Here is a 23712-nt window from a genome sequence, read left to right as displayed (position 1 = left end):
CATAAGTCGCGTCAGCGACCGGTCTTCGGGGCCTTCCAGCGGGCGATGCCGCGGGCCACCAGATTGAGGATCATGACGAAGGCGATCAGGACGAGCGCTGCTGCCCATGCCCGGTCGTAGGAGGCTTCACTGCCGACCTTGTACTGCTCCCAAATGTAGAGCGGGAGCGAGGACTGGGCGCCTTCGAAGGGGTTGCCGTTGATCAGCTGGGAGCCGAAGACCAGCAGCATGATCGGGGCGGTCTCGCCGGCGATGCGGGCGACGGCCAGCATCACACCGGTGGAGATACCGCCGATGGCGGTCGGGAGCACGACCTTGAGGATCACGCGCCACTTCGGCACACCGAGGGCGAGGGCGGCCTCGCGCAGCTCGTTCGGGACGAGCTTGAGCATCTCCTCGGTGGAGCGGACCACGACCGGCATCATTAGGATCGACAGGGCCATGGCGCCGGCGAAGCCGGACGGGCCGAAGCCGAGCATCAGGTTCCAGGTCGTCAGGATGAACAGGCCCGCGACGATGGAGGGGATGCCGGTCATGACGTCGACGAAAAAGGTGACGGACTTGGCGAGGCGGCCCTTGCCGTACTCGACCAGGTAGACGGCGGTCAGCAGGCCGATGGGGGCCGCGATCAGCGTGGCGAGGGCGACCTGCTCGATGGTGCCGAGCAGGGCGTGGTAGACGCCGCCGCCCTCGTCGAAGCTGGTCACGCCGTTCATGGAGTGGCTGAGGAAGGTGCCGCTCAGGAGCTTCAGGCCGCGGCTGATCGTGGTCCACATCAGCGAGAGCAGCGGGATGACCGCGAGGACGAAGCAGACCCACACGAGGGAGGTCGCGACGCGGTCCTTGGCCTGGCGGCGGTTCTCGATCACCGCGCTGGCGGTGTACGTGACGGCGATGAAGAGCAGTGCCGCGAGCAGACCCCACTGGATCTTGCTCTGGAGGCCGAAGGCGAGGCCGATGCCGCAGCCGAGGGCGATCGACAGGGCCGCGATGGCGGCCGGCGCCCAGCGGGGCAGGCCGCCGCGGGTGAGGCCGGCGGGGGCGGCGGACTTGCGGGCCCGGGTGGGCCGCTGGTCCTGGATTGCGTGGCTCATCAGGCGTTCGCCCCCGAGAAGTCCTTGCGGCGAGCGATGATCAGGCGAGCTGCACCGTTGACCAGCAGGGTGAGCAGGAAGAGGACGAGACCGGAGGCGATCAGCGCGTCGCGGCCGAACTCGTTGGCCTCGTCGAACTTCGCGGCGATGTTCTGCGCGAAGGTGCCGCCGCCCGGGTTCAGGATGTGGCCGGAGATCAGGAAGCTCGGAGAGAGGACGGTCGCGACGGCCATGGTCTCGCCGAGCGCGCGGCCGAGGCCGAGCATCGAGGCGGAGATGACGCCGGAGCGGCCGAAGGGCAGCACCGACATGCGGATGACCTCCCAGCGGGTCGCGCCGAGGGCCAGTGCGGCCTCCTCGTTCATGCGCGGGACCTGGAGGAAGACCTCACGGCTGACGCTGGTCACGATCGGCAGGATCATGATCGCGAGCAGGATGCCGACGGTGAAGAGCGAGCGGGCGACGCCGATCTGGGTCTTCTCGAACACGTACGTCCAGCCGAGGTACTCGTCCAGCCAGAGGTTCAGGCCGTTCAGCTGCGGGACGAGGAAGAGGGCGCCCCAGATGCCGTAGATGATCGACGGCACGGCGGCCAGCAGGTCGACCACGTAGGCGAGGGGGGCGGCCAGCTTGCGCGGCGCGTAGTGCGAGATGAACAGGGCGATGCCGACAGCGATCGGGACGGCGATGGCCATCGCGACGATCGAGCTGACGACGGTGCCGAAGAGCAGGACGGCGATGCCGAAGACGGGCGGGTTGGCCGACGCGTTCCAGTCGAAGGTGGTGAGGAAGTTCCCCTCGTTCTTCGACAGGGCGATCGAGGCGCGGTAGGTGAGGAAGGCGGCGATCGACGCCATGATCACCAGGAGCAGGATGCCGGAGCCCTTGGAGAGCCCGGCGAAGATCTTGTCACCGGCGCGACCGGTGGATCCTCCGCTACGGGTGACAGGCGGAGCCGTGTCTATCTGGGTGGGTGAGGTGGAAGCCATGATCTTTCCGGTCTGTGTGGGGGGCAGGCCCCCTGGCGGCGGTGCACCGGATTCCCCCGGGTGGAGGGGAAGGGTCCCCGAGGTGTCGGCTGCCCGGACGGGGGTGGCCGACACCTCGGAGGTCAGGATTTAGCCGAGGGTGTTGATGACCTCGCGGACCTTGGTGTTGATCTCGGCCGGGATCGGCGCGTAGCCGTTCTCGAGGAGGACCTTCTGGCCCGCGTCCGAGGCGGCGTAGTTCAGGAAGGACTTCACGGTCGGGAGCGTCTCGGCCTTGTTGCCCTTGTCGCAGACGACCTCGTAGGTCACCAGGACGAGCGGGTAGGCGCCCTCGGCCTTGGTGGTGTAGTCGAGCTTGAGGGCCAGGTCGGAGCCGGTGCCGGCGACCTTGGCGGCGGCGATGGCCTTGGAGGCGTTCTCACCGCTGGCCTTGACCGGGGCGGAGGCACCCGTGTTCAGGTCGACGGTCTTGATGTTCTGCGAGCTGGCGAAGGAGAGCTCGAAGTAGCCGATCGCGCCGTCGACCTGCTTGACCTGGGCGGCCACGCTGGAGGAGCCGGAGGCCGACTGACCGCCCGGGGCGGCCCACTTCTTCGCGGCCTCGTACGGCCAGGCGTCGCCCGCGGTGGCCTTGAGGTACTTGGTGAGGTTCTCGGTGGTGCCCGAGTCGTCGGAGCGGTGGAAGGCCTGGATGGCGGTGGAGGGAAGCGTGACGCCGGGGTTCAGCTTCTTGATCGCCTCGTCGTCCCACTTCTTGATCTTGTCGTTGAAGATGTTGGCGACCGTGGCGGCGTCGAGGTTCAGCTTGTCCACGCCGGCGACGTTGAAGCCGAGGGCGATGGGGCCGCCGACCATCGGGAGGTCGATGCCCTGGCCACCGGTGCAGATCTTCTTCGACTCCTCGACCTGCTCCGGCTTCAGCGCGGAGTCGGAGCCGGCGAAACCGACCGTGCCCTGGTTGAAGGCGACGATGCCCTCACCGGAGGAGGAGGACTTGTAGTTCACCTCTACGCCGGAGCAGGCGGCCATGTAGTTCTTGATCCACAACTCGATCGCGTTCTTCTGCGCGGAGGAGCCGGAGGCCAGGAGCTTGCCCTTGGCGTCGTCGCACTTGATGTCGCCCGCGGCGGCCGCGGAGGGCTTCGCCGAGCCGTCGGCGGTCTTGGTGTTGTCGTCCGAGCCGCACGCCGTGAGGACCAGGGCGCCGGACACGACAAGCGCCCCGAGGGCGGAGGCACGAAGCATGTTCTTGCGCTGAAGCTTCACTTTCGGGTGTTCCTTCCAGAAGCCGCCGGCCGCTTTCTGTATCGGGGCGGCGTGCGAAGAGGACTACGTCGGTTGTGCGCGGCTGAGCTGCTCGACCTCCGGGCTACTCGCTCCGTGCATCACCGAAATTAGGCAGAACAGGTGAAGCAGCCGACCGGGCCGAGTGAACGGATGGTGAACCGTGGCGGACGACCCGGTGCGTTCCGGGCCGGTCGCACTCAGCCGTCATCATCCGTTATCCGCACGTTATCGCGGCGTGACCGCGGGCTCGCGAAGCCAGAGATGCTGGAATTCGAGGCGGGCCGCCTCGACCTCGTGGCGCTGGTCGGCGTGCAGGACGCCCAGGGCGTAGGCCGTCGCCGGGGCGATGCGCGGGGTGCGGGCCGCCGTCGCCGAGGCGGTCGCCGCCTCGGCCGCGTCACGGTGGCGGTCCAGGGCCTCGCCCGCGGCCGTCGGCCGGCTCACGTCCTCGCCGAGCGCCTCGCGCGCGTACCGGTGGACCCGCAGCAGGCGGCGTACCTCGTGCCAGAGCCCGTCGTGGTCCGCGTTGTAGGGATGGGCCCCGTCGACCGGGGGCAGCGCCGCGACCGCCGCCGACAGGCGGGTTTCGGCCACGGCGGCCAGTGGAACGAGTACCTCTGCCACCCGTCCCCGGGCCGCGACCGCGTCCAGCGGGACCTCCGAGGCCAGCACCGCCACCGCGTCCGCCACCGCGTGGAAGCGGGAGGAGCCGAGCGCCTGGAGGGTGGCCGAGTGGGCGCGCGTACGGGCCAGGGTCAGCTGCCGTTCCAGCAGCGCGCCCGCCCGCGCCGAGCCCACCGTCAGCGCGCCGGCCGAGCCGCGCGGCGCCGGCAGTTCCGGGGACCCCGACAGCCGGTGCAGGGCGTCCATCAGCCGGGTCAGCCGGGCCGCGTACGCGTGCTCGTCGGCCAGGGTCGAGGACAGCCACACCAGCTCGGTGCGCAGCCCGTCGGCCCAGGAGGACTCGGTCACCACCCGGAAGGTGGCCAGGGAACCGCTGATGCGGCGCGCAGCCCCCCGCAGGCTGCGCGCCGCGTCGCTTCCTTCGGCGGCCCCGCTCGCTGTGCCTTCCTCGTGTAGGCGCAGCGCGCGCAGGAAAGCGGTGGCCTGGGCGCGCAGGTACGCGCCGAGCACGGCACCTGCGTCCGCCGTCGCCGTAATCGGGTCATGGTTTGGCTGAGCCACGCCGGCGCCTCCGGGCGTCTATGAGCGTCTCCTGTACGTGCCGCAGCGGCTGGCCGTCCGCATCCGTGCTGTGCCGGGTCCACTCGCCGTCCGGGCCCAGGTGCCAGGAGGAGGTGGCGTCGGACATGCCGGTTTCCAGCATCCGGTCCAGTGCCGCGCGGTGGGCCGGGTCGGCGACCCTGACCAGTGCCTCGATACGGCGGTCGAGGTTGCGGTGCATCATGTCGGCGCTGCCGATCCACACCTCGGGTTCGCCGCCGTTGCCGAAGGCGAAGACCCGGGAGTGTTCCAGGAAGCGGCCGAGGATCGAGCGGACCCGGATGTTGTCCGAGAGCCCGGGGACTCCGGGGCGCACGGCGCAGATGCCGCGCACCCAGATGTCGACGGGCACTCCCGCCTGGGAGGCCCGGTAGAGCGAGTCGATGAGGGCCTCGTCGACGATCGAGTTCATCTTGAGCCGGACGTAGGCGGGGCGGCCGGCCTTGTGGTGGGCGGCCTCCTTGTCGATCCGCGCTATCAGTCCGTCCCGCAGCGAGCGGGGCGCCACCATCAGCCGGCGGTAGGTCTCGCGGCGCGAGTAGCCGGACAGCCGGTTGAAGAGGTCGGAGAGGTCCGCGCCGACCTGCGGGTCGGCGGTGAGCAGGCCGAGGTCCTCGTAGAGCCGGGCGGTCTTGGGGTGGTAGTTGCCGGTGCCCACGTGCGAGTAGCGGCGCAGCGTCTCGCCCTCCTGGCGGACGACGAGCGACAGCTTGCAGTGGGTCTTGAGGCCGACGAGCCCGTAGACGACGTGGCAGCCGGACTCCTCCAGCTTGCGCGCCCACTTGATGTTGGCCTGCTCGTCGAAGCGGGCCTTGATCTCGACCAGTACGAGGACCTGCTTGCCGGAGTCGGCGGCGTCGATCAGGGCGTCCACGATCGGGGAGTCGCCGGAGGTGCGGTAGAGCGTCTGCTTGATGGCGAGGACGTCCGGGTCGGCGGCGGCCTGCTCCAGGAAGGCCTGCACCGAGGTGGAGAAGGAGTCGTACGGGTGGTGCAGCAGGACGTCCCGCTCGCGCAGGGCGGCGAAGATGTCGGGCGCGGACGCGGACTCGACCTCGGCGAGGTCGCGGTGGGTGCCGGCGACGAACTTCGGGTACTTGAGCTCCGGGATGTCCAGCGAGGCGATCCCGAAGAGGGCGGTCAGGTCCAGCGGGCCGGGCAGCGGGTAGACCTCGGAGGCGTTGACCTTCAGCTCCTGCACCAGCAGGTCCAGGACGCCCGGGTCGATGGACTCCTCGACCTCCAGGCGCACCGGCGGCCCGAAGCGGCGCCGCATGAGCTCCTTCTCCAGGGCCTGGAGCAGGTTCTCGGCGTCGTCCTCCTCGACCTCCAGGTCCTCGTTGCGGGTCACGCGGAACATGTGGTGCGCGAGCACCTCCATGCCGGGGAACAGCTCCTCCAGGTGCGCGGCGATGACGTCCTCCAGCGGGACGTAGCGCTGCGGGGAGGCTTCCAGGAAGCGGGAGAGGAGCGGCGGGACCTTGACCCGGGCGAAGTGGCGGTGGCCGCTGACGGGGTTGCGTACGACCACGGCCAGGTTCAGGGAGAGGCCGGAGATGTACGGGAACGGGTGCGCGGGGTCCACGGCCAGCGGGGTCAGCACCGGGAAGATCTGGTTGCGGAACAGGGTGAAGAGGCGCGCCTGCTCCTTCTCGGTCAGATCGGGCCAGCGGATGAGGTGGACGCCCTCCTCGGCGAGTGCCGGGGAGATGTCCTGCTGGAAGCAGGCGGCGTGCCGGGCCATGAGCTCGCGCGAGCGCGTCCAGATGAGGTCCAGCACCTCGCGGGGCTGCAGGCCGGAGGCAGAACGGGTGGCGACGCCCGTCGCGATACGCCGTTTGAGGCCGGCCACGCGGACCATGAAGAACTCGTCGAGGTTGCTCGCGAAGATCGCCAGGAAGTTGGCGCGCTCCAGCAGGGGCGTCGTCGGATCCTCGGCGAGCTCCAGCACCCGTTCGTTGAAGGCGAGCCAGCTGCGCTCCCGGTCGAGGAAGCGTCCCGGCGGGAGCTCGTCGCCGTCCTTGTCGTCGTCGTAGGCGTCCAGATCCGCGTCGAGATCGGGCTCCAGGTCGACGTGCGGGCGGTGCGCCGAGATGGAGCCTATGCGGGCGTGGGCTCCGGTGACGGCCCGGCCGGGGGCGGCGGCGGGGGTGTGAGACGGGTGCTGGGCGGGGACCTCGGTGGGGCCTGCGCTGGGCTGGTGGCTCATGACTCCATTCTTCCGCGCACGCGGGAGGACAGGCACGTCGGAAGAGTCGGCCGTCAGTCGGAGTCGGGGCTGCATGGGGGGAGAGTCGCAAGCGCGTCTGAATGCCTGGTTAATGGCGTGTGGCTTCCCGGGTCCGGATGGCGCACCAGTCGCCTCCCGGCGGGGGTGGCGGGGCGGGTGCGCGCCCCGCGTGCGCGGGTGCGGCGCCGGCGGGGGCTCCGCCCCCGGGCCCCCGCCGGGCGCTGCCCGGACCCGCGCCTCAAACTCCCCCAGCTACCGCTGGGAGGTGCCCCCCGGCGGGGCTGAAAGAGCGGGGCTCCGCCCCGGACCCCGCGCCTCAATCGCCGGCGGGGCTGGATTTGGCGGCGCCGGGGTGGTCAGCTTTCGGTGCGGTACATCAGGTCGACCTCGTGGGTGGTGAATCCGAGGCCCTCGTAGACGGACAGGGCCGCCGGGTTGTCGGCGTCCACGTAGAGCATGGCCGTCGGCAGGCCCTGGGCCGCCAGGTGGCGCAGGCCGATCGCGGTGAGGGCCTTGCCGAGGCCGCCGCCCTGGGCGCCCGGGCGGACGCCGACCACGTAGACCTCGCCCAGCTGCTCCGCCGCGTGGACCTTCGTCCAGTGGAAGCCGACGAGCTCGCCGCCCTGCTCCGCGAGGAAGAAGCCCTTGGGGTCGAACCACGGCTGCGCGATCCGGTCGTCCAGGTCGCGCTGGGTCAGCGAGCCCTGCTCGGGGTGATGGGCGAAGGCGGCCGCGTTCGCCGTGAGCCAGGCCTTGTCGTCGGCGCCGGGCACGAAGGTCCGTACGGTCACCCCGGGCGGGAGCACCGGTTCGGGCAGCGGGTCCCCGCCTGCCAGCGGCCGGCGCAGCTGGCGCAGCTCGCGGAAGAGGGTCAGGCCGAGCACCTGCGCGAGGTGCCGGGCGGCCGACTTGCCGCCGTGCGCCCAGACCCGCAGCCGCTTGCCGGAGGCGGCCAGCAGGGCCGTTCCCATGGCCCGCCCGTGCCCGCGACCGCGCAGGGCCGGGTGCACGACGAGTTCGGCGGCCGGGGCCTCCACCGGGTCGGTGTCCTCCAGTTGTCCGTAAGCGGAGAGCCGGCCGCCCTCGGTGAGCAGGAAGTGCCGGATGCCCTCGCGCGGTCCGCCGCGCAGCTGGAGCCGTCCCTGTTCGGACACGGCGGTGGTGCCGTCCGTGCGCGCCGCGTCCTCGATGAGTTCGAGTACGGCGGTCGCTTGTTCCTCCGTCAGCTCGTCGAGAGTCTGAATCTGCCGTCCCGGCTCGAGGGCCGCTGCTGCGTCAGTCATGGCACGAGCCTACGACCGCCGTGGAGGAGGGGCGGAGTGCGGGCGCGTGGTCGGTCCTTCTTCTGCGCGTAACCAACGCGATACCGCTACCCCCTGGTAGAGCTACGCGCGTTGACCATAGGCTTCGGCGGACCTCCCATGTCTTACCGCTGTCACATAAGGGGATTAAATGTCAGCGACGCCACAACGGCACCGCCGAACCCGCCGGTTGACCCTCACCGCCCTCGCCGTCACCGCCGGGGCCGGGGCCATGGTCGCTGCCGCACTTCCGGCCGGTGCCGCGAGTGGTGGCGGTGCGGCCAAGAGCCGGACCGTCGATGTGCAGATGCTGTCGTTCAACGACTTCCACGGCACGCTGGAGCCCCCGCAGGGCTCCTCCGGCACCGTGACCGAGCGTCAGGCCGACGGCACCACCAAGGCCATACCCGCGGGCGGGGTCGAGTACCTCGCGACCAGCCTGCGCGAGGCCCGCAAGGGCCACGAGTACTCCGTCACCGCGGCGGCCGGTGACATGATCGGCGGCAGCCCGATGCTGTCCGGTCTCTTCCACGACGAGCCGTCCATCGAGGCGCTGAACAAGCTCGACCTGGACGTCACCAGTGTCGGCAACCACGAGTTCGACGAGGGCAAGACCGAGCTGCGGCGCATGGCGTACGGCGGCTGCCACCCGGTCGACGGCTGCTACGAGTTCGGCAAGGAGTTCACGGGCTCCCAGTTCCAGTACCTCGCCGCGAACGTCACCGACGAGAAGACCAAGCGTCCGCTGATGTCGCCCACCTTCGTGTGGAAGAAGGGCGACGTGAAGATCGGCTTCATCGGCGTCACCCTGGAGGGCACTCCGGACGTCGTGACCGCCGAGGGCGTCAAGGGACTCAAGTTCGGCGACGAGATCGAGACGATCAACAAGTACGCCGCCGAGCTGAACAAGCAGGGCGTGAAGTCGATCGTCGCGCTGATCCACGAGGGCGGCCTGCCCGCCAACGGCGCGTACAACTACGACTGCAACGTCCCGGGTGCCGGCGCCGGCATCTCGGGCGCGATCGTGGACATCGCCAAGAACGTGGACTCCAAGGTCGACGCGCTGGTCACCGGCCACACGCACCAGGCCTACGCCTGCAACATCCCCGACCCGGCGGGCAACCCGCGTACGGTGACCTCGGCCGCGTCCATCGGCCGCCTGTTCACCGACACCACCCTCACCTACGACCGGCAGACCAAGGACATCGTCCGTACGCCGGTCACCTCGCCGAAGCCGGTGAACAAGATCGTGGGCCGGGACCAGCCGAAGGCCCCGGACATGACCGAGCTGATCGACCGCTGGAAGGCGCTGGCGGCCCCGATCGCCAACCGTCCGCAGGGCTTCATCTCGGCCGACATCCCCGGCCGCGGTTCCGAGGCCCCCGAGAAGCCGCTCGGCGACCTGATCGCCGACGCGCAGCTCGAAGCGCTCGCCCCGGCGGACAAGGGCGGTGCGCAGCTGGCCGTCATGAACCCGGGCGGCATCCGCTCGGACCTCGCCTACAAGGCCTCGGGTGACGAGGGCGACGGTGTGGTGACGTACGGCGAGTCCTTCACGGTCCAGCCGTTCACCAACATGATGAACATCGTGGACCTGACCGGCGCGCAGCTGATCACCGCGCTCCAGCAGCAGGTCAGCGGGCCGGTCAACGGTCCGAACCCGAAGATCCTGCAGGTCTCGAAGGGCTTCACGTACACCCTGGACATGACGAAGGCGGGCGCGGACCGCATCGTCGTGGACTCGGTGAAGCTGAACGGCGCGCCGATCGACCCCGCCAAGACCTACCGGGTCGCGATGAACGAGTTCCTCGCGGGCGGCGGTGACGGCTTCACCGTCCTGAAGGAGCACAAGAACAAGCTGGTGGGCGCGTCCGACCTGGACTGCTTCAACGCCTACCTGACGAAGAACTCCTCGGCGGCGGCCCCGATCGCCCCGCCGGCGGCGAACCGGATCACCGTCATCAAGTAACACCGCGTGCGGTGGTCCTGGAGGGGGCGGCGGGCCATCGGCCAGCCGCCCCTTCGGCATTTCCCCGTGCACCCCCGTGGCGCGGGGATCAGAGAGCGGCCAGGAACGTCCCGACCGCGGTGTGGACGCCGTTCGGGTCGGTGAAGGGCACGAAGTGGTCGCCGTTCAGGGGGGTGTACGAGGTCTTGGGGCGGCGCGCGACCATCGCGTCGGCGGTGTCCTGGCGCAGGACCTGGCTGTGGATCCCGTGGATCAGCAGGGCCGGGCAGGTGCTCGCGAGCCAGGCGTCCCAGTGGTCGCCCCGGCAGGCCTCGATGGAGTCGAGCATGTCCTGCGGGTGGAACGGCAGCCGCCAGCCCTCGCCGGAGGGGAGCGGGCGCAGGGCCTGCTCGACGAACTGGGTGCCCACCGGCCCGGCGGCTTCCAGGAGTTCCTCACGGGTGGGGGCGGTGTACCGCATGCCGCGCAGGAAGTCGAAGAGGGGGCCCTCGGTGGTGGGCCGGATCTCGACGGTCGCGTCGATGTCGATGAGCGCGGAGATCCGGTCGGGGTGGGCGGCGGCGAGGTGGCAGGCGTTGAGGCCGCCGAGGGAGTAGCCGAGGAGGGCCACGGGGGCGTCCAGGCCGAGGTGGTCGAGGAGGGCGACGGCGTCGGAGACGTAGCCCTCGCGGCGGTAGTGCGGGGCCCGGTCGGAGCTGCCGTGGCCGCGCTGGTCGGGGGCGATGACCCGCCAGGCGCCGCCGAGGTGCGCGGCGAGTCCGGCGAAGGCGAGGCCCTCGGACAGGCCGCCGTGCAGCGCCAGCAGCGGGCGGCCGGGGCCGCCGGAATCCACGTAGGACAGGGTGCGGTCGTCGATCTTCATTTCGTGCCGCTGCATGGCGGTCCTCCCCGTTTCGTCGATCTTCCGATCTGCCGATTCCTGAAGCTTGCCAGGAGTTGGGCGCATGCGCAATACGTTCGTGTAGGGCGCTTGCCCAAAAAGCTTCGCGGCTACGATCCCCGCATGGGAAATCGTGAGGACCTGCTGGCAGGAGCCCGGCGCTGCCTGGAGGAGAAGGGCTACCTGCGCACGACCGTGCGCGACATCGCCACGGCCTCGGAGGTGAGCATGGCCGCGATCGGCTACCACTTCGGATCCCGGGAGGCTCTCCTCAACCAGGCCCTGTTCGCCGCCATGGAGGAGTGGGCCGCGGGATCCGGCCGACTCACCGGTCAGGGCGAGACCGCGGGGGAGCGCTACGCCGACACCTGGGACCGCAAGATCCGCGACTTCGGCGAGATGCGCTGGCTCTGGCTGGCTTCCGTCGAGGCCTTCGTCCACGCGCAGTCCTCGCCCGAGCTGCTCGCGATCCTCGCCGAGGGGCAGCGCCGCAACCGGCGGATGGTGGCCGCGGCCCTGCGCGGAGTGCCGCAGGAGGAGGTCTCCGAGGCGGATGTACGGGCCCTCGGCTCGATGCACATCGCGCTGCTCAGCGGGGTGATGGTGCAGACCCTGACCGATCCGGAGCAGGCGCCCGACGGCCGCGAGCTCCTCCAGGGGCTGCGGTCCATGGTCGAGCTGCTCGAAAGCTGACCGCTGCCGACAGGTGGTAAAGCTGACGTGTGCACGCCATAATCCGGCCATCACCGGGTCGGCGAAGGGGCGGGCATGGGCATCGGCACGGGCACGGTCGCGAGCGCGGGCACAGGCGCGGGCACAGGCGCGGGCACAGGCGCGGGCACAGGCACAGGCACGGGCACAGGCACGGGCATGGACCGGCGGGCGTTCCTGGTCGGAGCGCTGGCCGCGGGCGCGGCCGTCGGGCTGGGAGCCGTACCCGCCTCGGCCGCGACGCTCGGCACCCAGGACTGGATGGCCGGCCTCGGGGACTCCACCGCCCTCCAGCGCATGACCATCCCCGGCACCCACGACTCCGGCGCCACCAAGGGCGGCCTCTACGTCGCCTGCCAGAACACCTCGATCGCCCAGCAGCTCGACTCCGGAATCCGCTTCCTCGACATCCGCTGCCGGGTCACGGGCGGCTCCTTCGCCATCCACCACGCGGCCTTCTTCCAGGACCTGATGTTCGGGGACGTCCTCGCCGCCTGCTGGAACTTCCTCGCCGCGCACCCCTTTGAGACCGTCCTGATGCGCGTCAAGCAGGAGTACTCCGGGGAGAGCGACGCCACCTTCCGCGCCGTCTTCGACGACTACCTGGACCACCGCGGCTGGCGGCCCCTGTTCCGGATCTCCGATACCCTGCCCACCCTCGGACAGGCCCGCGGCAAGGTGGTCCTGCTCGCCGACAACGGCGGCCTGCCGGGCCTGCGCTACGGCGACGGCAGCGTCTTCGACATCCAGGACGACTACAACACCGAGCCCTTCGCCAAGCGCGGCCGGATCGAGAACCACTTCCGCAAGGCCCTCCAGCAGCCCGGCAAGCTCTACGTGAACTACGTCAGCACCGCCGCGTACATGCCGCCCCGCTGGAACTCCGACCGGCTGAACCCGCAGGTCCACGGCTTCGTCGACGGCGGAGAACTGGCAGGCCGGACCGGGCTCGGCATCGCCGCGATGGACTTCCCCAACACCCGCTCCGGCCTGGTCGCCTCACTGATCCGGCACAACTGACGGATCGGACGGCGGCGGCGTCGGCGCCCCCGGGATGCGGAGCACCGCCTCCGTGCCCGGGCCGCCGTCGGCCGCCGCCCGCAGCTCGGCGCTGCCGCCCGCGCGCGCCGCCGTACGGGCCACGATCGACAGGCCCAGCCCGCTGCCGGGCAGGGCGCGGGCCGACTCGGACCGCCAGAACCGCTCGAAGACGTGCGGCAGGTCCTCGGCCGGGATGCCCGGACCGTGGTCCCGTACGGTCAGCTCGCCGGCCCGCAGCGTCACCGCGACCGTGCCGCCGGGCGGGCTGAACTTCACCGCGTTGTCCAGGACGTTGACCACCGCCCGCTCCAGCGCCGCGGCCTCGCCCCGTACGTACCAGGGCCGCAGGTCCGAGTCGAAGCGGAGCTCCGGACCGCGCAGCCGGACCCGGGAGAGCGCGGTTCCGGCGATCTCGTGCAGGGCGACCACCTGGAGCGGGCTCCCGGCTCCGGCGTCCGGCCGCGACAGCTCCTGCAGGTCTCCGATCAGCGAGGCCAGCTCCGTCATCTGCGCCTTGACCGAGGCCAGCAGCTCCCGCCGGTCGTCGGGCGGAATGGCCCGGCCGGTCTCCTCGCTGCGGGCGAGCAGCTCGATGTTGGTGCGCAGCGAGGTCAGCGGGGTGCGCAGCTCGTGCCCGGCGTCCGCGATCAGCTGGGCCTGCCGCTCCTGAGAGGAGGCGAGGGCCGCCGTCATCGAGTTGAAGGAGCGCGACAGGCGGGCGATCTCGTCGTCGCCCTCGTCGGGGATCCGTACCGTCAGGTCCCCGGTCCGGGCGATGTGCTCGACCGCGTCGGTCAGTTCGTCGACGGGCCGCAGTCCCGCACGGGCCACCCACAGGCCGGCCGCGCCCGCGCCGACCGCTCCGACGCCGCAGACCAGGAGCAGCACCCAGGCCAGGGTGGACAGCGGCTTGTCGATGTCGGCGAGCGGTTTGGCGATGGAGACGCCGCCGAAGACCTCGCCGGTGTTGGGGACCACCACCGGGATCGTGTAGACGCGCATCTCGACGCCCTCGGGGGTCGTCACGGTCTGCAGGGTCTTGCCCCGCTTGCCCGCCGCGATCTCCTTGTCGGCCTGGGTCACCGGCAGGGCGGTCGGCCCGGCGACCCAGCAGTGGCTGCCGTCGGGCAGGACGATCTGGACGGTCGCGCTCAGGTTCCCGGCGATCTGCTGCAGGTCCTGCTGCGGCGGCGGGAGGCAGTACTTCTGCATGAGGGTCCGGCTCACCTCGGCGCCGACGTTCGTCGCCACCAGGGAGCGGTCGAGCTGCTCGCGCAGCTGGGTGCGGACCATGACCCAGGACACCGCCGCCACGGCCGCGACCGCGAGTGCCACCGCCACCGTGACCAGCAGGGCGAGGCGGGAGCGCAGCGGCAGCGCGCGGAATCTGGCCGCCGGGCTCACTCCGGCCCGCTCTCGCCGGCGCGCAGGGCGTAGCCGACCCCGCGCACGGTGTGGACGAGGCGCGGCTCGCCGCCGGCCTCCGTCTTACGGCGCAGGTACATCACGTACACGTCCAGGGAGTTGGAGCTGGGCTCGAAGTCGAAGCCCCAGACGGTCTTGAGGATCTGCTCGCGGGTCAGGACCTGGCGCGGGTGCGCGAGGAACATCTCCAGGAGCGTGAATTCGGTCCGGGTCAGCTCCACCGGCCGCCCGGCCCGGGTGACCTCGCGGGTCGTGAGGTCCATGCGCAGGTCACCGAAGGCCAGGGTGTCCTCGTGGCTCTCGCCGGCGGCCTGCGCGGTGGCGTAGGAGCTGCGGCGCAGCAGGGCGCGGACGCGGGCGAAGAGCTCGTCGAGTTCGAACGGCTTGACGAGATAGTCGTCGGCGCCCGCATCGAGGCCTGTGACGCGGTCGCCGACGGTGTCGCGTGCGGTGAGCATCAGGATCGGCGTGACGCTGCCGGACGCCCGCAGCCGGCGGGCGGCCGTCAGCCCGTCCATCCGGGGCATCTGGATGTCCAGGACGATCAGGTCGGGGGCGTACGAGGCCGCCTTGTCGAGGGCGTCGAGCCCGTCGACGGCGGTCTGTACGGCGTACCCCTCGAAGGCGAGACTGCGGCGCAGGGCCTCGCGTACGGCCGGTTCGTCGTCGACGACGAGGATCCGCGCTTCGCCTTCGGCGGGATTCATGGATGGGTCTCCCAGGGGTGGTGGTCGGCCGTGGAGTGCGGCACGTGACGGCGTCTCCAGCCTCGCACGGGTGGGTCAGAAGCTGGTGCCGAAGCCGTTTGCGGCGGAGCCGGCGCCGGATCCGCCGCCCGTACCGGAGGAGCCCGAGCCGCCGGGGCCGCCCTTGCGCAGGGAGTCCAGGTCGGCCTTGATCGTGTCGACCGGGATGGCGAAGCCGAGGCCGACGCTGCCGGCGGCGGAGTTGCCGGAGGCGGGGGAGTAGATCGCCGACGGCATGCCCACGATCCGGCCGCTCATGTCGACGAGGGCGCCGCCGGAGTTGCCGGGGTTGAGGGAGGCGTCCGTCTGGAGGGCCTTGTACGAGGTGGTGTCGGAGCCGGTGTCCCCGTTGAACTGGCGGCCGCCGAAGGAGAACGGCCAGCTGTCCTCGCCCTGCTGCTGGCTCTGCGGGGACTGCTGCTCCGACTTCGGCACCTTCACCTCGCGGTTCAGCGCGGAGACGATGCCGCTGGTGACGGTGCCGGTGAGGCCGTCGGGCGAGCCGATGGCGACGACCTGGTCACCGACCTTGACGCCGCCGGAGTTGCCGAGCGTGGCGGGCTTCAGCCCGGAGGCGCCCTGGAGCTTGATCAGGGCCAGGTCCTTGTCGGGGTCGGTGCCCACGATCTTGGCGGGGTACTTCTTGCCGTCGCTCATCGTCACCTGGATCTCCGCGGCGCCGCTCACCACGTGGTTGTTGGTGACGATCTCGCCGTCGGCGCTGAGGACGATGCCGGAGCCGGTGCCCTGGCCGGAACCGGTGCGGACGTCGATCCGGACGACCGAGGGGCTCACCTGCTCGGCGACGCCGGCGACGGTGCCGGAGCTGGACTGCGAGACGGTGGTGCCATCGACCCCGCCGGTGCTTGCGGCCTGCCGGTCCATCAGCTGCTGGACGGCGGCCGCGGTGCCGCCGCCGACCAGGGCCGCGGCGAGCGCGACGGCGGCCAGCAGCGCGACGGGCCGCTTGGCACGGGGTGCGGGAGCCGCGGCGTGGGCGGGCCGGCCGGGGCCGCCGCCCTCACCGCCGCCGCCCTCGTACCCGCCGGCGCCCCCGGCCGCCGGGACCGTCTCGCCCAGGATGACCGGCGGCCGGTGCGCCTCGTGCCAACCGGGCGCGGCCGGCGGGTACGAGGGCGGCGGCGGGTAGGCCGCCGCCCCGGCTCCGGCATCGGCTCCGGCATCGGCTCCGGCCCCGGCCCAGGTTCCGGCCTCGGCCTCCTGTGCCGGCCTGTTCCGCCCGCGCTGCCAGTCCTCGCCGAACGGCGCGTGCTGGGCCGGGCTGTTCTCCTGCGGGTACTCGCCTTCGAGGCGGAAGCTGTCGGTCATGACAACGACTCTGGCCGGACATCATGAGAGCTTCCTGAGTCAGGCCTGAGAAGCCCGACAGAACCGCCTTCGACCGACATGAGAACCGGCCTTGACCCTCGACCTGGTGGAGGTCCCAGAGTCACGGGTGTGGAGAGCGAGATGCACAGCATCGGTGAGATGGGCCGCGACAGCGGGCTGGGCGTGAGCGCGCTGCGCTTCTACGACCGGGTGGGCGTCCTGCCGCCCGCGCGCGTGGATCCGGTGACCGGATACCGCTGGTACGCGCCCGAACAGCTCGACGAGGCCCGGCTGCTGGCCCGGCTCCGCCAGGCGGGGATGCCGCTCGCGGACGTCCGGCTGGTCCTGGCGGCCTGGTCCGGCGGGGACACCGGCCTGGTGCCCCGGCTGCTGGACGGGCACCTGCGGCGGCTCGAACGCGAGCTCGCCGACGCGCGCGGCGCGCTCTCCGCGGTACGCGCCCGCCTCGGACACAAGGAGAACACCATGACCACCACCACCCGCACCGCCCGGCTGACCGTGCCCGCCACGGAGTTCGCGGCCGCGCTGGACTCCGTACGCTTCGCCGTCGGGACCGACCCCGAGCTGCCGGTGCTCGGCGGGATCCTCTTCGACGTGGAGGGGGAGGACCTGCACGTCGTGGCCACCGACCGCTACCGGATGGCCGTGGCCCGCGCGTCCACCACCGGCCACGGCGGTGAGCGGGTCCAGCTGACCGTGCCCGCCCCGCTCGTGGACGCCATGCGGGCCCTGCTGACCGGGGACACCCCGGCCCTGCTCACCGTGGACGGGGACGGCATCGAGCTGGAGACGCAGGACCGCCGGGTCGCCGGGCGGGGCCTGGGCGAGGAGTTCCCCGACTACCGCCGCCTGACCCGGCTCCCCGAGGGCCGCCGCATCCCGCTGGACGTGCCGGCGCTGCGGCAGGGCCTTGCCGGGCAGGACGGCGAAAGGTGCGCCCTCCTCCTGACGGACACGGTGACCGTCGCCGACGAGTCCTTCGAGTCCGGCGTCGAGTCCGGCTACGGCTCCGGCGCCGATGGGGACCTGGTGGGGGTCAACCCCGCTTTCCTCCTCGACGCGCTCGCCGTCGGGGACGACCTGCTGCTGGAGTACGTCGGCCCCAAGGCCCCGCTGGTGCTGCTGCGCTCCGGCACCGAGGACGCCTTCTCCCTGCTGATGCCGTGCACGCTGGACGCGTGACCCGCGTTCAGCGGCAGCCGCAGGAGCGGCGGATCACCAGCGCCGAGGGGAACTGCTTCAGCCGTTCCCGCCGGGAGCCGGCCACGCGCAGGCCGTCGTCCAGGACCAGGTCCACTGCCGCGCGGGCCATCGCCGGCCGGTCCGAGGCGATCGTGGTCAGCGGCGGGTCGGTGAGGGCGGCTTCCTTGACGTCGTCGAAGCCCGCGACGGCCAGCTCCCCGGGCACGTCGATGCGCAGCTCGCGCGCGGCGCGCAGCACACCGATCGCCTGGTCGTCCGTGGCGCAGAAGATGGCCGTCGGCCGGTCGGGGCGCGCCAGGACCTCCAGGGCGACCCGGTACGCGTCGTAGCGGTTGTACGGGGCCTCGATGAGCCGGCCCTCGATCGAGCGGCCGGCCTCCTGCATGGCCCGGCGCCAGCCCTCGACGTGGTCGGCGACGGGGTCGCCGACGGACGGGGTGTTCTCGACGCCGCCGATGCAGGCCACGTACTCGTGGCCGTGCTCCAGCAGGTGGCGGGTGGCGAGCTGGGCGCCGCCGATGTCGTCCGTGACGACGGCGACGTCGTCGATCGCCTCCGGCCGCTCGTGCAGCAGCACGACCCGCGCGTCCCAGGCCTCGATCTCGCTGGCGGCCTGCTCGCTCATGCCCTGGCTGACCAGGATCAGGCCCGACACCCGCATGCCGAGGAAGGCCCGCAGGTAGTGGACCTCGCGCTCGGTGCGGTAGTCGGAGTTGCCGACCAGCACCATTTTCCCGCGCTCGGCGGCGGCCTGTTCGACCGCGTGCGCCATCTCCGCGAAGAACGGCTGGCGGGCATCCGGGACGATCATGCCTATGAGGTCGGTGCGCCGCGAGGCCATCGCCTGGGCGACCCGGTCCGGGCGGTAGCCCAGCTCCTTGATCGCGGCGAGGACACGCTCGCGCGTGGCCGGGGCAACCGGCCGGGGTCCGTTGTTGATGACGTAGCTCACGACGGCGGTAGAGGTACCCGCAAGTCGCGCCACGTCGTCCCGCGTCACCTTGGCCACGCGCGGCAGTCTACGCGGGGTGACCTACCTCTGGGCAGGGCGTCCTGCCGAGTGGATGCTCACAGCGCGTTCGGCCGATCAGGTGACGGACGAAGCCTGCTGCGCGGTGGTCTGCGCGGCCGTCTGCGGAGCCGTCCGCTCGGCGGCCTGGGCCGCCGCCTTGGCCGCAGCCTGGGCCGCGGCTTCCGCCGCCGCCCGCTCGACCTTCTCCGGCGTGACGAAGCGGTAGCCGACGTTGCGGACCGTGCCGATCAGGGACTCGTGCTCGGGGCCGAGCTTCGCGCGCAGCCGCCGTACGTGCACGTCGACGGTCCGGGTGCCGCCGAAGTAGTCGTAGCCCCACACCTCCTGCAGCAGCTGGGCCCGGGTGAAGACCCGGCCCGGGTGCTGGGCGAGGTACTTGAGCAGCTCGAACTCCTTGAAGGTGAGGTCCAGCACCCGCCCCTTGAGCTTGGCGGAGTACGTGGCCTCGTCCACCGACAGGTCGCCGTTGCGGATCTCCATCGGGGAGTCGTCCGAGCCCAGCTGCTGGCGGCCGGTGGCCAGTCGCAGCCGCGCCTCGACCTCGGCCGGCCCCGCGGTGTCCAGGAGGACGTCGTCGATGCCCCAGTCGGCGGTGACGGCCGCCAGGCCGCCCTCGGTGACGACCAGGATCAGCGGACAGCCGGGCCCGGTGGAGCGGAGCAGCTGGCACAGCGACCGCACCTGCGGCAGGTCGCGGCGGCCGTCCACGAGGATGACATCGGCTCCGGGGGTGTCCACCAGGGCGGGGCCCTCGGCCGGGGCGACCCGGACGTTGTGCAGCAGCAGGCCGAGGGCGGGCAGCACCTCGGTGGACGGCTGCAGGGCGTTGGTGAGCAGCAGGAGTGAGCTCACGACCGACCACCTGCCCGGGTCGGACGGTGGTGCACGGTTCGCTGGTCCATCACGTCGGTTCCTCCTCGGTCCCGTCGAGGACATGCGTGGTACTGCTTCGTACGTCTTGCCCGGCGTCCCCGCGGTCCCCCGCGCCCTGGGGTCCGCATGGATACCACTGTTCTCGGTCCGTTCAACGTGCTGAAAGCACAAAAGGACCCGGGGGCAACGTTGCCCGGATCCTCTCGCCAAGCAGAATAGCCCACCCGTCGATGTGTGGCCGAGGCCTCTTCCGTTTCCACTTCTGTGGTTCATGCCACGCTCCCGCCCTGCGTATGCCCAGGTTTCACCGGATCGGGGGCCCGCCGACCGGTACCTCGGGGCCGCCCGGGCGCACACCCGGCGCGTCGGGGCACACCGGGGTCGGGGGTGGGAGGGGCCATCATGGAGGCCGACGGTAGAGAGCCGACGATAGGAGCTGCAGTGGCAACCGGAACCATCCGCTACTGGGCGGCGGCCAAGGCCGCGGCCAAGACGGCGGAGGAGCCGTACTCGGCGGGCACACTGGCCGAGGCGCTCGACGCCGTGCGGGAGCGCCACCCCGGGGAGCTGACCCGGGTGCTGCTGCGCTGCTCCTTCCTCGTGAACGACGAGCCTGTGGGCAAGCGCCCGCATGATTCCGTCCCGCTGACCGAGGGGGGCACCGTCGAGGTGCTCCCGCCGTTCGCGGGCGGGTGAGCGGGAGCCGATGAGTACCCCTGAGGAACAGCAGCGCCGGCAGTACGCGCAGCAGCAGCACCAGCAGCACCCGCAGCAGGAGGACCCGTACGGGACCCAGACCTGGCAGTCCGACACCTGGGACACCAGCCACCAGCCGGTGCATCCGCCGCTGGGCGCGGTGCCCGGGCAGCCGGTGGCGCCCGAGGGCTGGTTCCACGACGGGGCCCCGGCCGCCCCGGGCCCCTGGCCGGACGGCTCCGCCCCGGCCGGCGGCTACGCCCCGGCCCCCGAGCCGTACCAGCAGCCGGTGGCTCCGGAGAGCTGGTTCCGGGACGGGGCCCAGGCTCCGGCGCCCGCCGCGGCTCCGGTCCAGGACTGGCCGCAGGGTGCCGGGACGGCCTATCTGCCGCCGTACCCGGGTCCCGGGCTCGACCAGCGGTACCAGCCCCAGCAGGAGCACCAGCAGCCGGTGGCTCCGGGGAGCTGGTTCCGGGACGAGGCCCAGGCTCCGGCGCCCGCCGCGACTCCGGTCCAGGAGTGGCCGCAGGGTGCCGAGACGGCCTATCTGCCGCCGTACCCGGGCCCCGGGCACGACCAGCAGCAGCACCAGCCCCAGTCCCAGCAGCCCCAGTCCCAGCAGCACCAGCCCCAGCAGTCGCCGCCGGTCGAGGAGACCGCGTACCTGCCGCCGGTGGTGGACGCGCCCGCCGCGGAGCGGACCGCCCGGGGGTACCTCCCAGCGGTAGCCGGGGGAGTGACGCCCCGGGCGGCGGCCACCCCGGGCGAGGACCCGGCCGAGGCCCCCGGTGAGCCGCAGGAGATCACCTCCTGGTCCCCGCCCACCCTCGCCGGCAACACCCTGCGCGCCGTCGACCCCGCCCAGGCACGCGCCGAGGGCCGGTCGCCGATCATCGACCCCGGTCCGCAGTCCGCCATACTCACCGCCGTCCTCGGGCTGCTGCTCGCCGTGGCCGCCGCCCTCGGGCAGTACGCCCTGCTCCTGCCGCTGATCGCCCTGCAGGGCCTCACGGCGGCCGGCTGGTTCCGCCTCAACGGCATGTGGCCCGCCCGCCAGGGCATCGCCCTCGCCTTCGCCGGAGCCGTCGTCGCCGACGTGGCCGTGCTCGCCGTCGACCCCACGTACGGACCCGGCGCGATCGTCGGGACCCTCGGCGCCTGGGTGCTGCTCACGCTCGTCCTGCAGCTGCGCAGCCACGCCGATCCCGACGAGCGGATGTACGGGCTGATGGCCTCGGTGGCCTCGGCCGCCCTCGCCATCATCTGCGCCGGCTATCTCGCGGCCGATTCCGCCGCCGCCACGGTCGGTGCCGCGGCCGTCGCGGTCGCGGTCTTCGCCCGCGCCCTGCCGCTGCCCACCGCCCCCTCGGTCGGCGTCTCGCTGGCCGCGGCCGCCGGCGCGGGCATCGCGGTCGGCGGGCTCACCCCGGTCGGTACGGGCGGGGCGCTGATCGGCCTCGCCGCCGGGGTGTGCGCGCTGGTCGGGCTGCGCGTGGCGGCGTACGACTACCCGTCGAAGTTCGTGCACATGACAGCCGGTGTGGCCCTGCCGCTCGCGGCGGCCGCCCCCGCCGTGTACCTGATCGGCCGGGTGGCGGGCTGATCCCTGCCTGACGGCCCGCATGGTCAACTAGAACGCACGTACCGATTAGTAGGGGGAGGGAACGTGCGTTTCCTGCGCGTCGTTGTGATCATCGGAGTGGTTCTGGGGGCCCTGTTCGTGGGCGTGGACCGCTGGGCTGCGAGTTACGTCGAGAACCGGCTGGCCGACCGAATACAGGCGCGGCAGGGCCTGGCCGGCTCCTCGGAGGTGGAGGTCCACGGCTTCCCCTTCCTGACCCAGGTGCTCAGCCGCGACCTCGACCGGGTCGACCTGAAGCTGCGGGGCGTCGAGGTCACCGCCGAGGACCGCAAGACGCGGCTGTCGGAGCTGGACGCGAGCTTCCGGGGCGTGAAGCTGAACGGTGATTACAGCGGCGGCACCGCGGACCGGGCCGAGGGCAGCGCGCTCATCACGTACGCCGACCTGACGGCGGCCTCGCAGAGCGGCGCGACCCTCTCCTACGGCGGGGCGCCCGGCAAGGTGAAGGTCACCGCGTCGGTGAACGTCTTGGGCAAGGTCCTGACGCACAGCGTGGTGTCGACCGTCACCCTCGAGGACGCGCCGGGCGGAAAGGGCGGCAAGGGCGGCAAGATCGTCCGGGTGCGCGCCGACGAGGTGCCCGGCGCGGGTGTTCCGGTGGTCGAGAAGGCGATCCGCAAGGAGACCGACTTCGACCGTGATCTCGGCAGCGGCATGCCGGCCGGACTCCAGCTCTCGTCCCTGACCTCGGACGAGGCCGGTGTGCACCTCACGCTGGGCGGCACGAACGTGGTGGTGGCCGGATCGTGAGACGGTGCGGTCCGATCCGCAGAAGGACGGGCCGCACGGCAGGTCCCGGGGGCGGCGCGGAGGCCGCCGGGGACCTTCTCATCCCAATATTCGGACGATCCTGTCTCGATATATGACACACCGGTGACAGGGCGGCCGATTCGTCCCTACGATCCATGGCTATGAAGCATCAGCAGGCGGACCTCACGAAGCGACGGGCAGTAGACCTGTGTCGCGTCGCCGCCATGCTCTGTCGATCCATGTGAACTGTGAGCGCATCCGCTCCATCGACCGGACGACGGCCCCAAGGCCCTTCCCGCGTGACCGCACCAGCCTCCTGAACCCCTGACGCCTCCCCGCGCAGGATCTTGAGCGCACCCACAGGCACGCAGCACGCGTTACCAGCACAGCCCCGCCGCACACTGCCCCGGAGGAGAACACCATGAGCCGCAGCGACGTCCTCGTAGACGCCGACTGGGTCGAGGCCCACCTGAACGACGCCAATGTCGTCATCGTCGAGGTGGACGAGGACACGTCCGCGTACGACAAGAACCACATCACCAACGCCGTCCGGATCGACTGGAAGAGCGACCTCCAGGACCCGGTCCGCCGCGACTTCGTGGACCAGGAGGGCTTCGAGAAGCTCCTCTCCGCCAAGGGCATCTCCAACGACGACACCGTCGTCCTCTACGGCGGCAACAACAACTGGTTCGCGTCCTACGCTTACTGGTACTTCAAGCTCTACGGCCACCAGGACGTCAAGCTCCTCGACGGCGGCCGCAAGAAGTGGGAGCTCGACTCCCGCGACCTGGTCGACGGCAAGGACGTCCCGAACCGCCCGGCCACCGAGTACAAGGCCAAGGCCCAGGACACCTCCATCCGCGCCTTCCGCGACGACGTCGTGGCCGCGATCGGCTCCCTGAACCTGGTCGACGTCCGTTCGCCCGACGAGTTCTCCGGCAAGCTGCTCGCCCCGGCGCACCTGCCGCAGGAGCAGTCGCAGCGTCCCGGCCACGTGCCGAGCGCCCGCAACATCCCGTGGTCGAAGAACGCCAACGACGACGGCACCTTCAAGTCGGACGACGAGCTGACCGCCCTGTACCAGGCGGAGCAGGTCGATCTGGCGAAGGACACCATCGCCTACTGCCGCATCGGTGAGCGCTCCGCGCTCACGTGGTTCGTGCTGCACGAGCTCCTGGGCCAGGAGAACGTCAAGAACTACGACGGTTCGTGGACCGAGTACGGCTCGCTCGTCGGTGTGCCGATCGAGCTCGGCGCCAACAAGTAAC

At 71.6% G+C, this 23712-nt stretch carries 21 protein-coding genes; 9 read left to right on the top strand and 12 right to left on the bottom strand.

Features of this window, described 5'->3' with window-relative positions:
- Window positions 1-11: 11 nt before the first annotated feature.
- The 6 genes from pstA to mshD form a co-directional block, all read right to left on the bottom strand.
- Window positions 12-1094: a phosphate ABC transporter permease PstA gene (gene pstA, locus ACZ573_RS26655; RefSeq protein ID WP_471308404.1), complete on the bottom strand. Its 1083-nt coding sequence runs from the start codon at window positions 1092-1094 to the stop codon at window positions 12-14.
- Window positions 1094-2083, bottom strand: a complete 990-nt coding sequence (gene pstC, locus ACZ573_RS26650; protein WP_471308401.1) for a phosphate ABC transporter permease subunit PstC — start codon at window positions 2081-2083, stop codon at window positions 1094-1096. Before pstC ends, pstA begins: the two co-directional genes overlap by 1 nt.
- A gap of 129 nt (window positions 2084-2212) precedes the next feature.
- Window positions 2213-3349 (bottom strand): phosphate ABC transporter substrate-binding protein PstS, encoded by a 1137-nt coding sequence (gene pstS, locus ACZ573_RS26645; protein WP_189734845.1) that lies wholly within the window; start codon window positions 3347-3349, stop codon window positions 2213-2215.
- Window positions 3350-3595: 246 nt separating this feature from the next.
- Window positions 3596-4555, bottom strand: a complete 960-nt coding sequence (locus ACZ573_RS26640) for a CHAD domain-containing protein (RefSeq protein ID WP_471308398.1) — start codon at window positions 4553-4555, stop codon at window positions 3596-3598.
- On the bottom strand, window positions 4536-6803 hold the full coding sequence (locus tag ACZ573_RS26635; RefSeq protein WP_301369579.1) for an RNA degradosome polyphosphate kinase: 2268 nt from the start codon (window positions 6801-6803) through the stop codon (window positions 4536-4538). Before ACZ573_RS26635 ends, ACZ573_RS26640 begins: the two co-directional genes overlap by 20 nt.
- Window positions 6804-7180: 377 nt before the next feature.
- Entirely contained in the window at window positions 7181-8107 is a 927-nt protein-coding gene (gene mshD, locus ACZ573_RS26630; protein WP_471308394.1) for a mycothiol synthase, read from the bottom strand.
- A 169-nt stretch (window positions 8108-8276) separates the two neighbouring features.
- On the opposite strand from mshD, the gene ACZ573_RS26625 reads away from it, so the two are divergent.
- The gene (locus tag ACZ573_RS26625) at window positions 8277-10094 is read left to right on the top strand and encodes a bifunctional metallophosphatase/5'-nucleotidase (protein WP_471308390.1); all 1818 of its coding nucleotides are present in this window, start codon (window positions 8277-8279) and stop codon (window positions 10092-10094) included.
- An 88-nt stretch (window positions 10095-10182) separates the two neighbouring features.
- Here ACZ573_RS26625 and ACZ573_RS26620 read toward each other — a convergent pair whose 3' ends face one another.
- Window positions 10183-10971, bottom strand: coding sequence for an alpha/beta fold hydrolase (locus ACZ573_RS26620; protein ID WP_471308386.1), 789 nt, complete (start codon window positions 10969-10971; stop codon window positions 10183-10185).
- A gap of 126 nt (window positions 10972-11097) precedes the next feature.
- On the opposite strand from ACZ573_RS26620, the gene ACZ573_RS26615 reads away from it, so the two are divergent.
- Window positions 11098-11667 (top strand): TetR/AcrR family transcriptional regulator, encoded by a 570-nt coding sequence (locus ACZ573_RS26615; protein WP_471308383.1) that lies wholly within the window; start codon window positions 11098-11100, stop codon window positions 11665-11667.
- A gap of 177 nt (window positions 11668-11844) precedes the next feature.
- The gene (locus ACZ573_RS26610; RefSeq protein WP_471308380.1) at window positions 11845-12705 is read left to right on the top strand and encodes a phosphatidylinositol-specific phospholipase C; all 861 of its coding nucleotides are present in this window, start codon (window positions 11845-11847) and stop codon (window positions 12703-12705) included.
- Here ACZ573_RS26610 and ACZ573_RS26605 read toward each other — a convergent pair.
- From ACZ573_RS26605 to ACZ573_RS26595, 3 genes are all read right to left on the bottom strand, one after another.
- Window positions 12685-14130, bottom strand: coding sequence for a HAMP domain-containing sensor histidine kinase (locus ACZ573_RS26605; RefSeq protein ID WP_471308378.1), 1446 nt, complete (start codon window positions 14128-14130; stop codon window positions 12685-12687). The two genes, ACZ573_RS26610 and ACZ573_RS26605, sit on opposite strands and share 21 nt — an antisense overlap.
- Window positions 14127-14858 carry a response regulator transcription factor gene (locus tag ACZ573_RS26600; RefSeq protein WP_471308375.1) on the bottom strand — a complete coding sequence of 244 codons (732 nt, stop codon included), beginning with the start codon at window positions 14856-14858 and terminating at the stop codon, window positions 14127-14129. The genes ACZ573_RS26605 and ACZ573_RS26600 overlap by 4 nt, the downstream gene beginning before the upstream one ends.
- A 75-nt stretch (window positions 14859-14933) precedes the next feature.
- The gene (locus ACZ573_RS26595; protein ID WP_471308371.1) at window positions 14934-16226 is read right to left on the bottom strand and encodes a S1C family serine protease; all 1293 of its coding nucleotides are present in this window, start codon (window positions 16224-16226) and stop codon (window positions 14934-14936) included.
- 141 nt (window positions 16227-16367) lie between these two features.
- Between ACZ573_RS26595 and ACZ573_RS26590 the strand changes: the two genes are divergently transcribed.
- Window positions 16368-17429, top strand: a complete 1062-nt coding sequence (locus ACZ573_RS26590) for a DNA polymerase III subunit beta family protein (protein ID WP_471308368.1) — start codon at window positions 16368-16370, stop codon at window positions 17427-17429.
- Window positions 17430-17436: 7 nt separating this feature from the next.
- Here ACZ573_RS26590 and ACZ573_RS26585 read toward each other — a convergent pair whose 3' ends face one another.
- Together ACZ573_RS26585 and ACZ573_RS26580 are read right to left on the bottom strand one after the other, a co-directional pair.
- Window positions 17437-18459 carry a LacI family DNA-binding transcriptional regulator gene (locus ACZ573_RS26585; RefSeq protein ID WP_471308366.1) on the bottom strand — a complete coding sequence of 341 codons (1023 nt, stop codon included), beginning with the start codon at window positions 18457-18459 and terminating at the stop codon, window positions 17437-17439.
- Window positions 18460-18537: 78 nt separating this feature from the next.
- Window positions 18538-19335, bottom strand: coding sequence for a response regulator transcription factor (locus ACZ573_RS26580; RefSeq protein ID WP_301369589.1), 798 nt, complete (start codon window positions 19333-19335; stop codon window positions 18538-18540).
- Between the two features lie 462 nt (window positions 19336-19797).
- Between ACZ573_RS26580 and ACZ573_RS26575 the strand changes: the two genes are divergently transcribed.
- From ACZ573_RS26575 to ACZ573_RS26555, 5 genes are all read left to right on the top strand, one after another.
- Window positions 19798-20052 (top strand): MoaD/ThiS family protein, encoded by a 255-nt coding sequence (locus ACZ573_RS26575; protein WP_030387258.1) that lies wholly within the window; start codon window positions 19798-19800, stop codon window positions 20050-20052.
- Between the two features lie 10 nt (window positions 20053-20062).
- Entirely contained in the window at window positions 20063-21655 is a 1593-nt protein-coding gene (locus tag ACZ573_RS26570; RefSeq protein ID WP_471308362.1) for a hypothetical protein, read from the top strand.
- Window positions 21656-21718: 63 nt separating this feature from the next.
- The gene (locus tag ACZ573_RS26565) at window positions 21719-22444 is read left to right on the top strand and encodes an LmeA family phospholipid-binding protein (RefSeq protein ID WP_471308359.1); all 726 of its coding nucleotides are present in this window, start codon (window positions 21719-21721) and stop codon (window positions 22442-22444) included.
- Window positions 22445-22599: 155 nt separating this feature from the next.
- A complete protein-coding gene (locus tag ACZ573_RS26560) occupies window positions 22600-22689 on the top strand; it encodes an Ms5788A family Cys-rich leader peptide (protein WP_350875872.1) in 90 nt (29 codons plus the stop codon).
- A 176-nt stretch (window positions 22690-22865) separates the two neighbouring features.
- Complete coding sequence (locus ACZ573_RS26555) at window positions 22866-23711, top strand: sulfurtransferase (protein ID WP_189734873.1); 846 nt, start codon at window positions 22866-22868, stop codon at window positions 23709-23711.
- Window position 23712 lies beyond the last annotated feature (1 nt).

This window comes from Streptomyces sp. NPDC040545, assembly GCF_055595065.1.
Note: the sequence above shows the minus strand (reverse complement) of the source record. Positions and strands in the feature narration are given on the sequence as shown.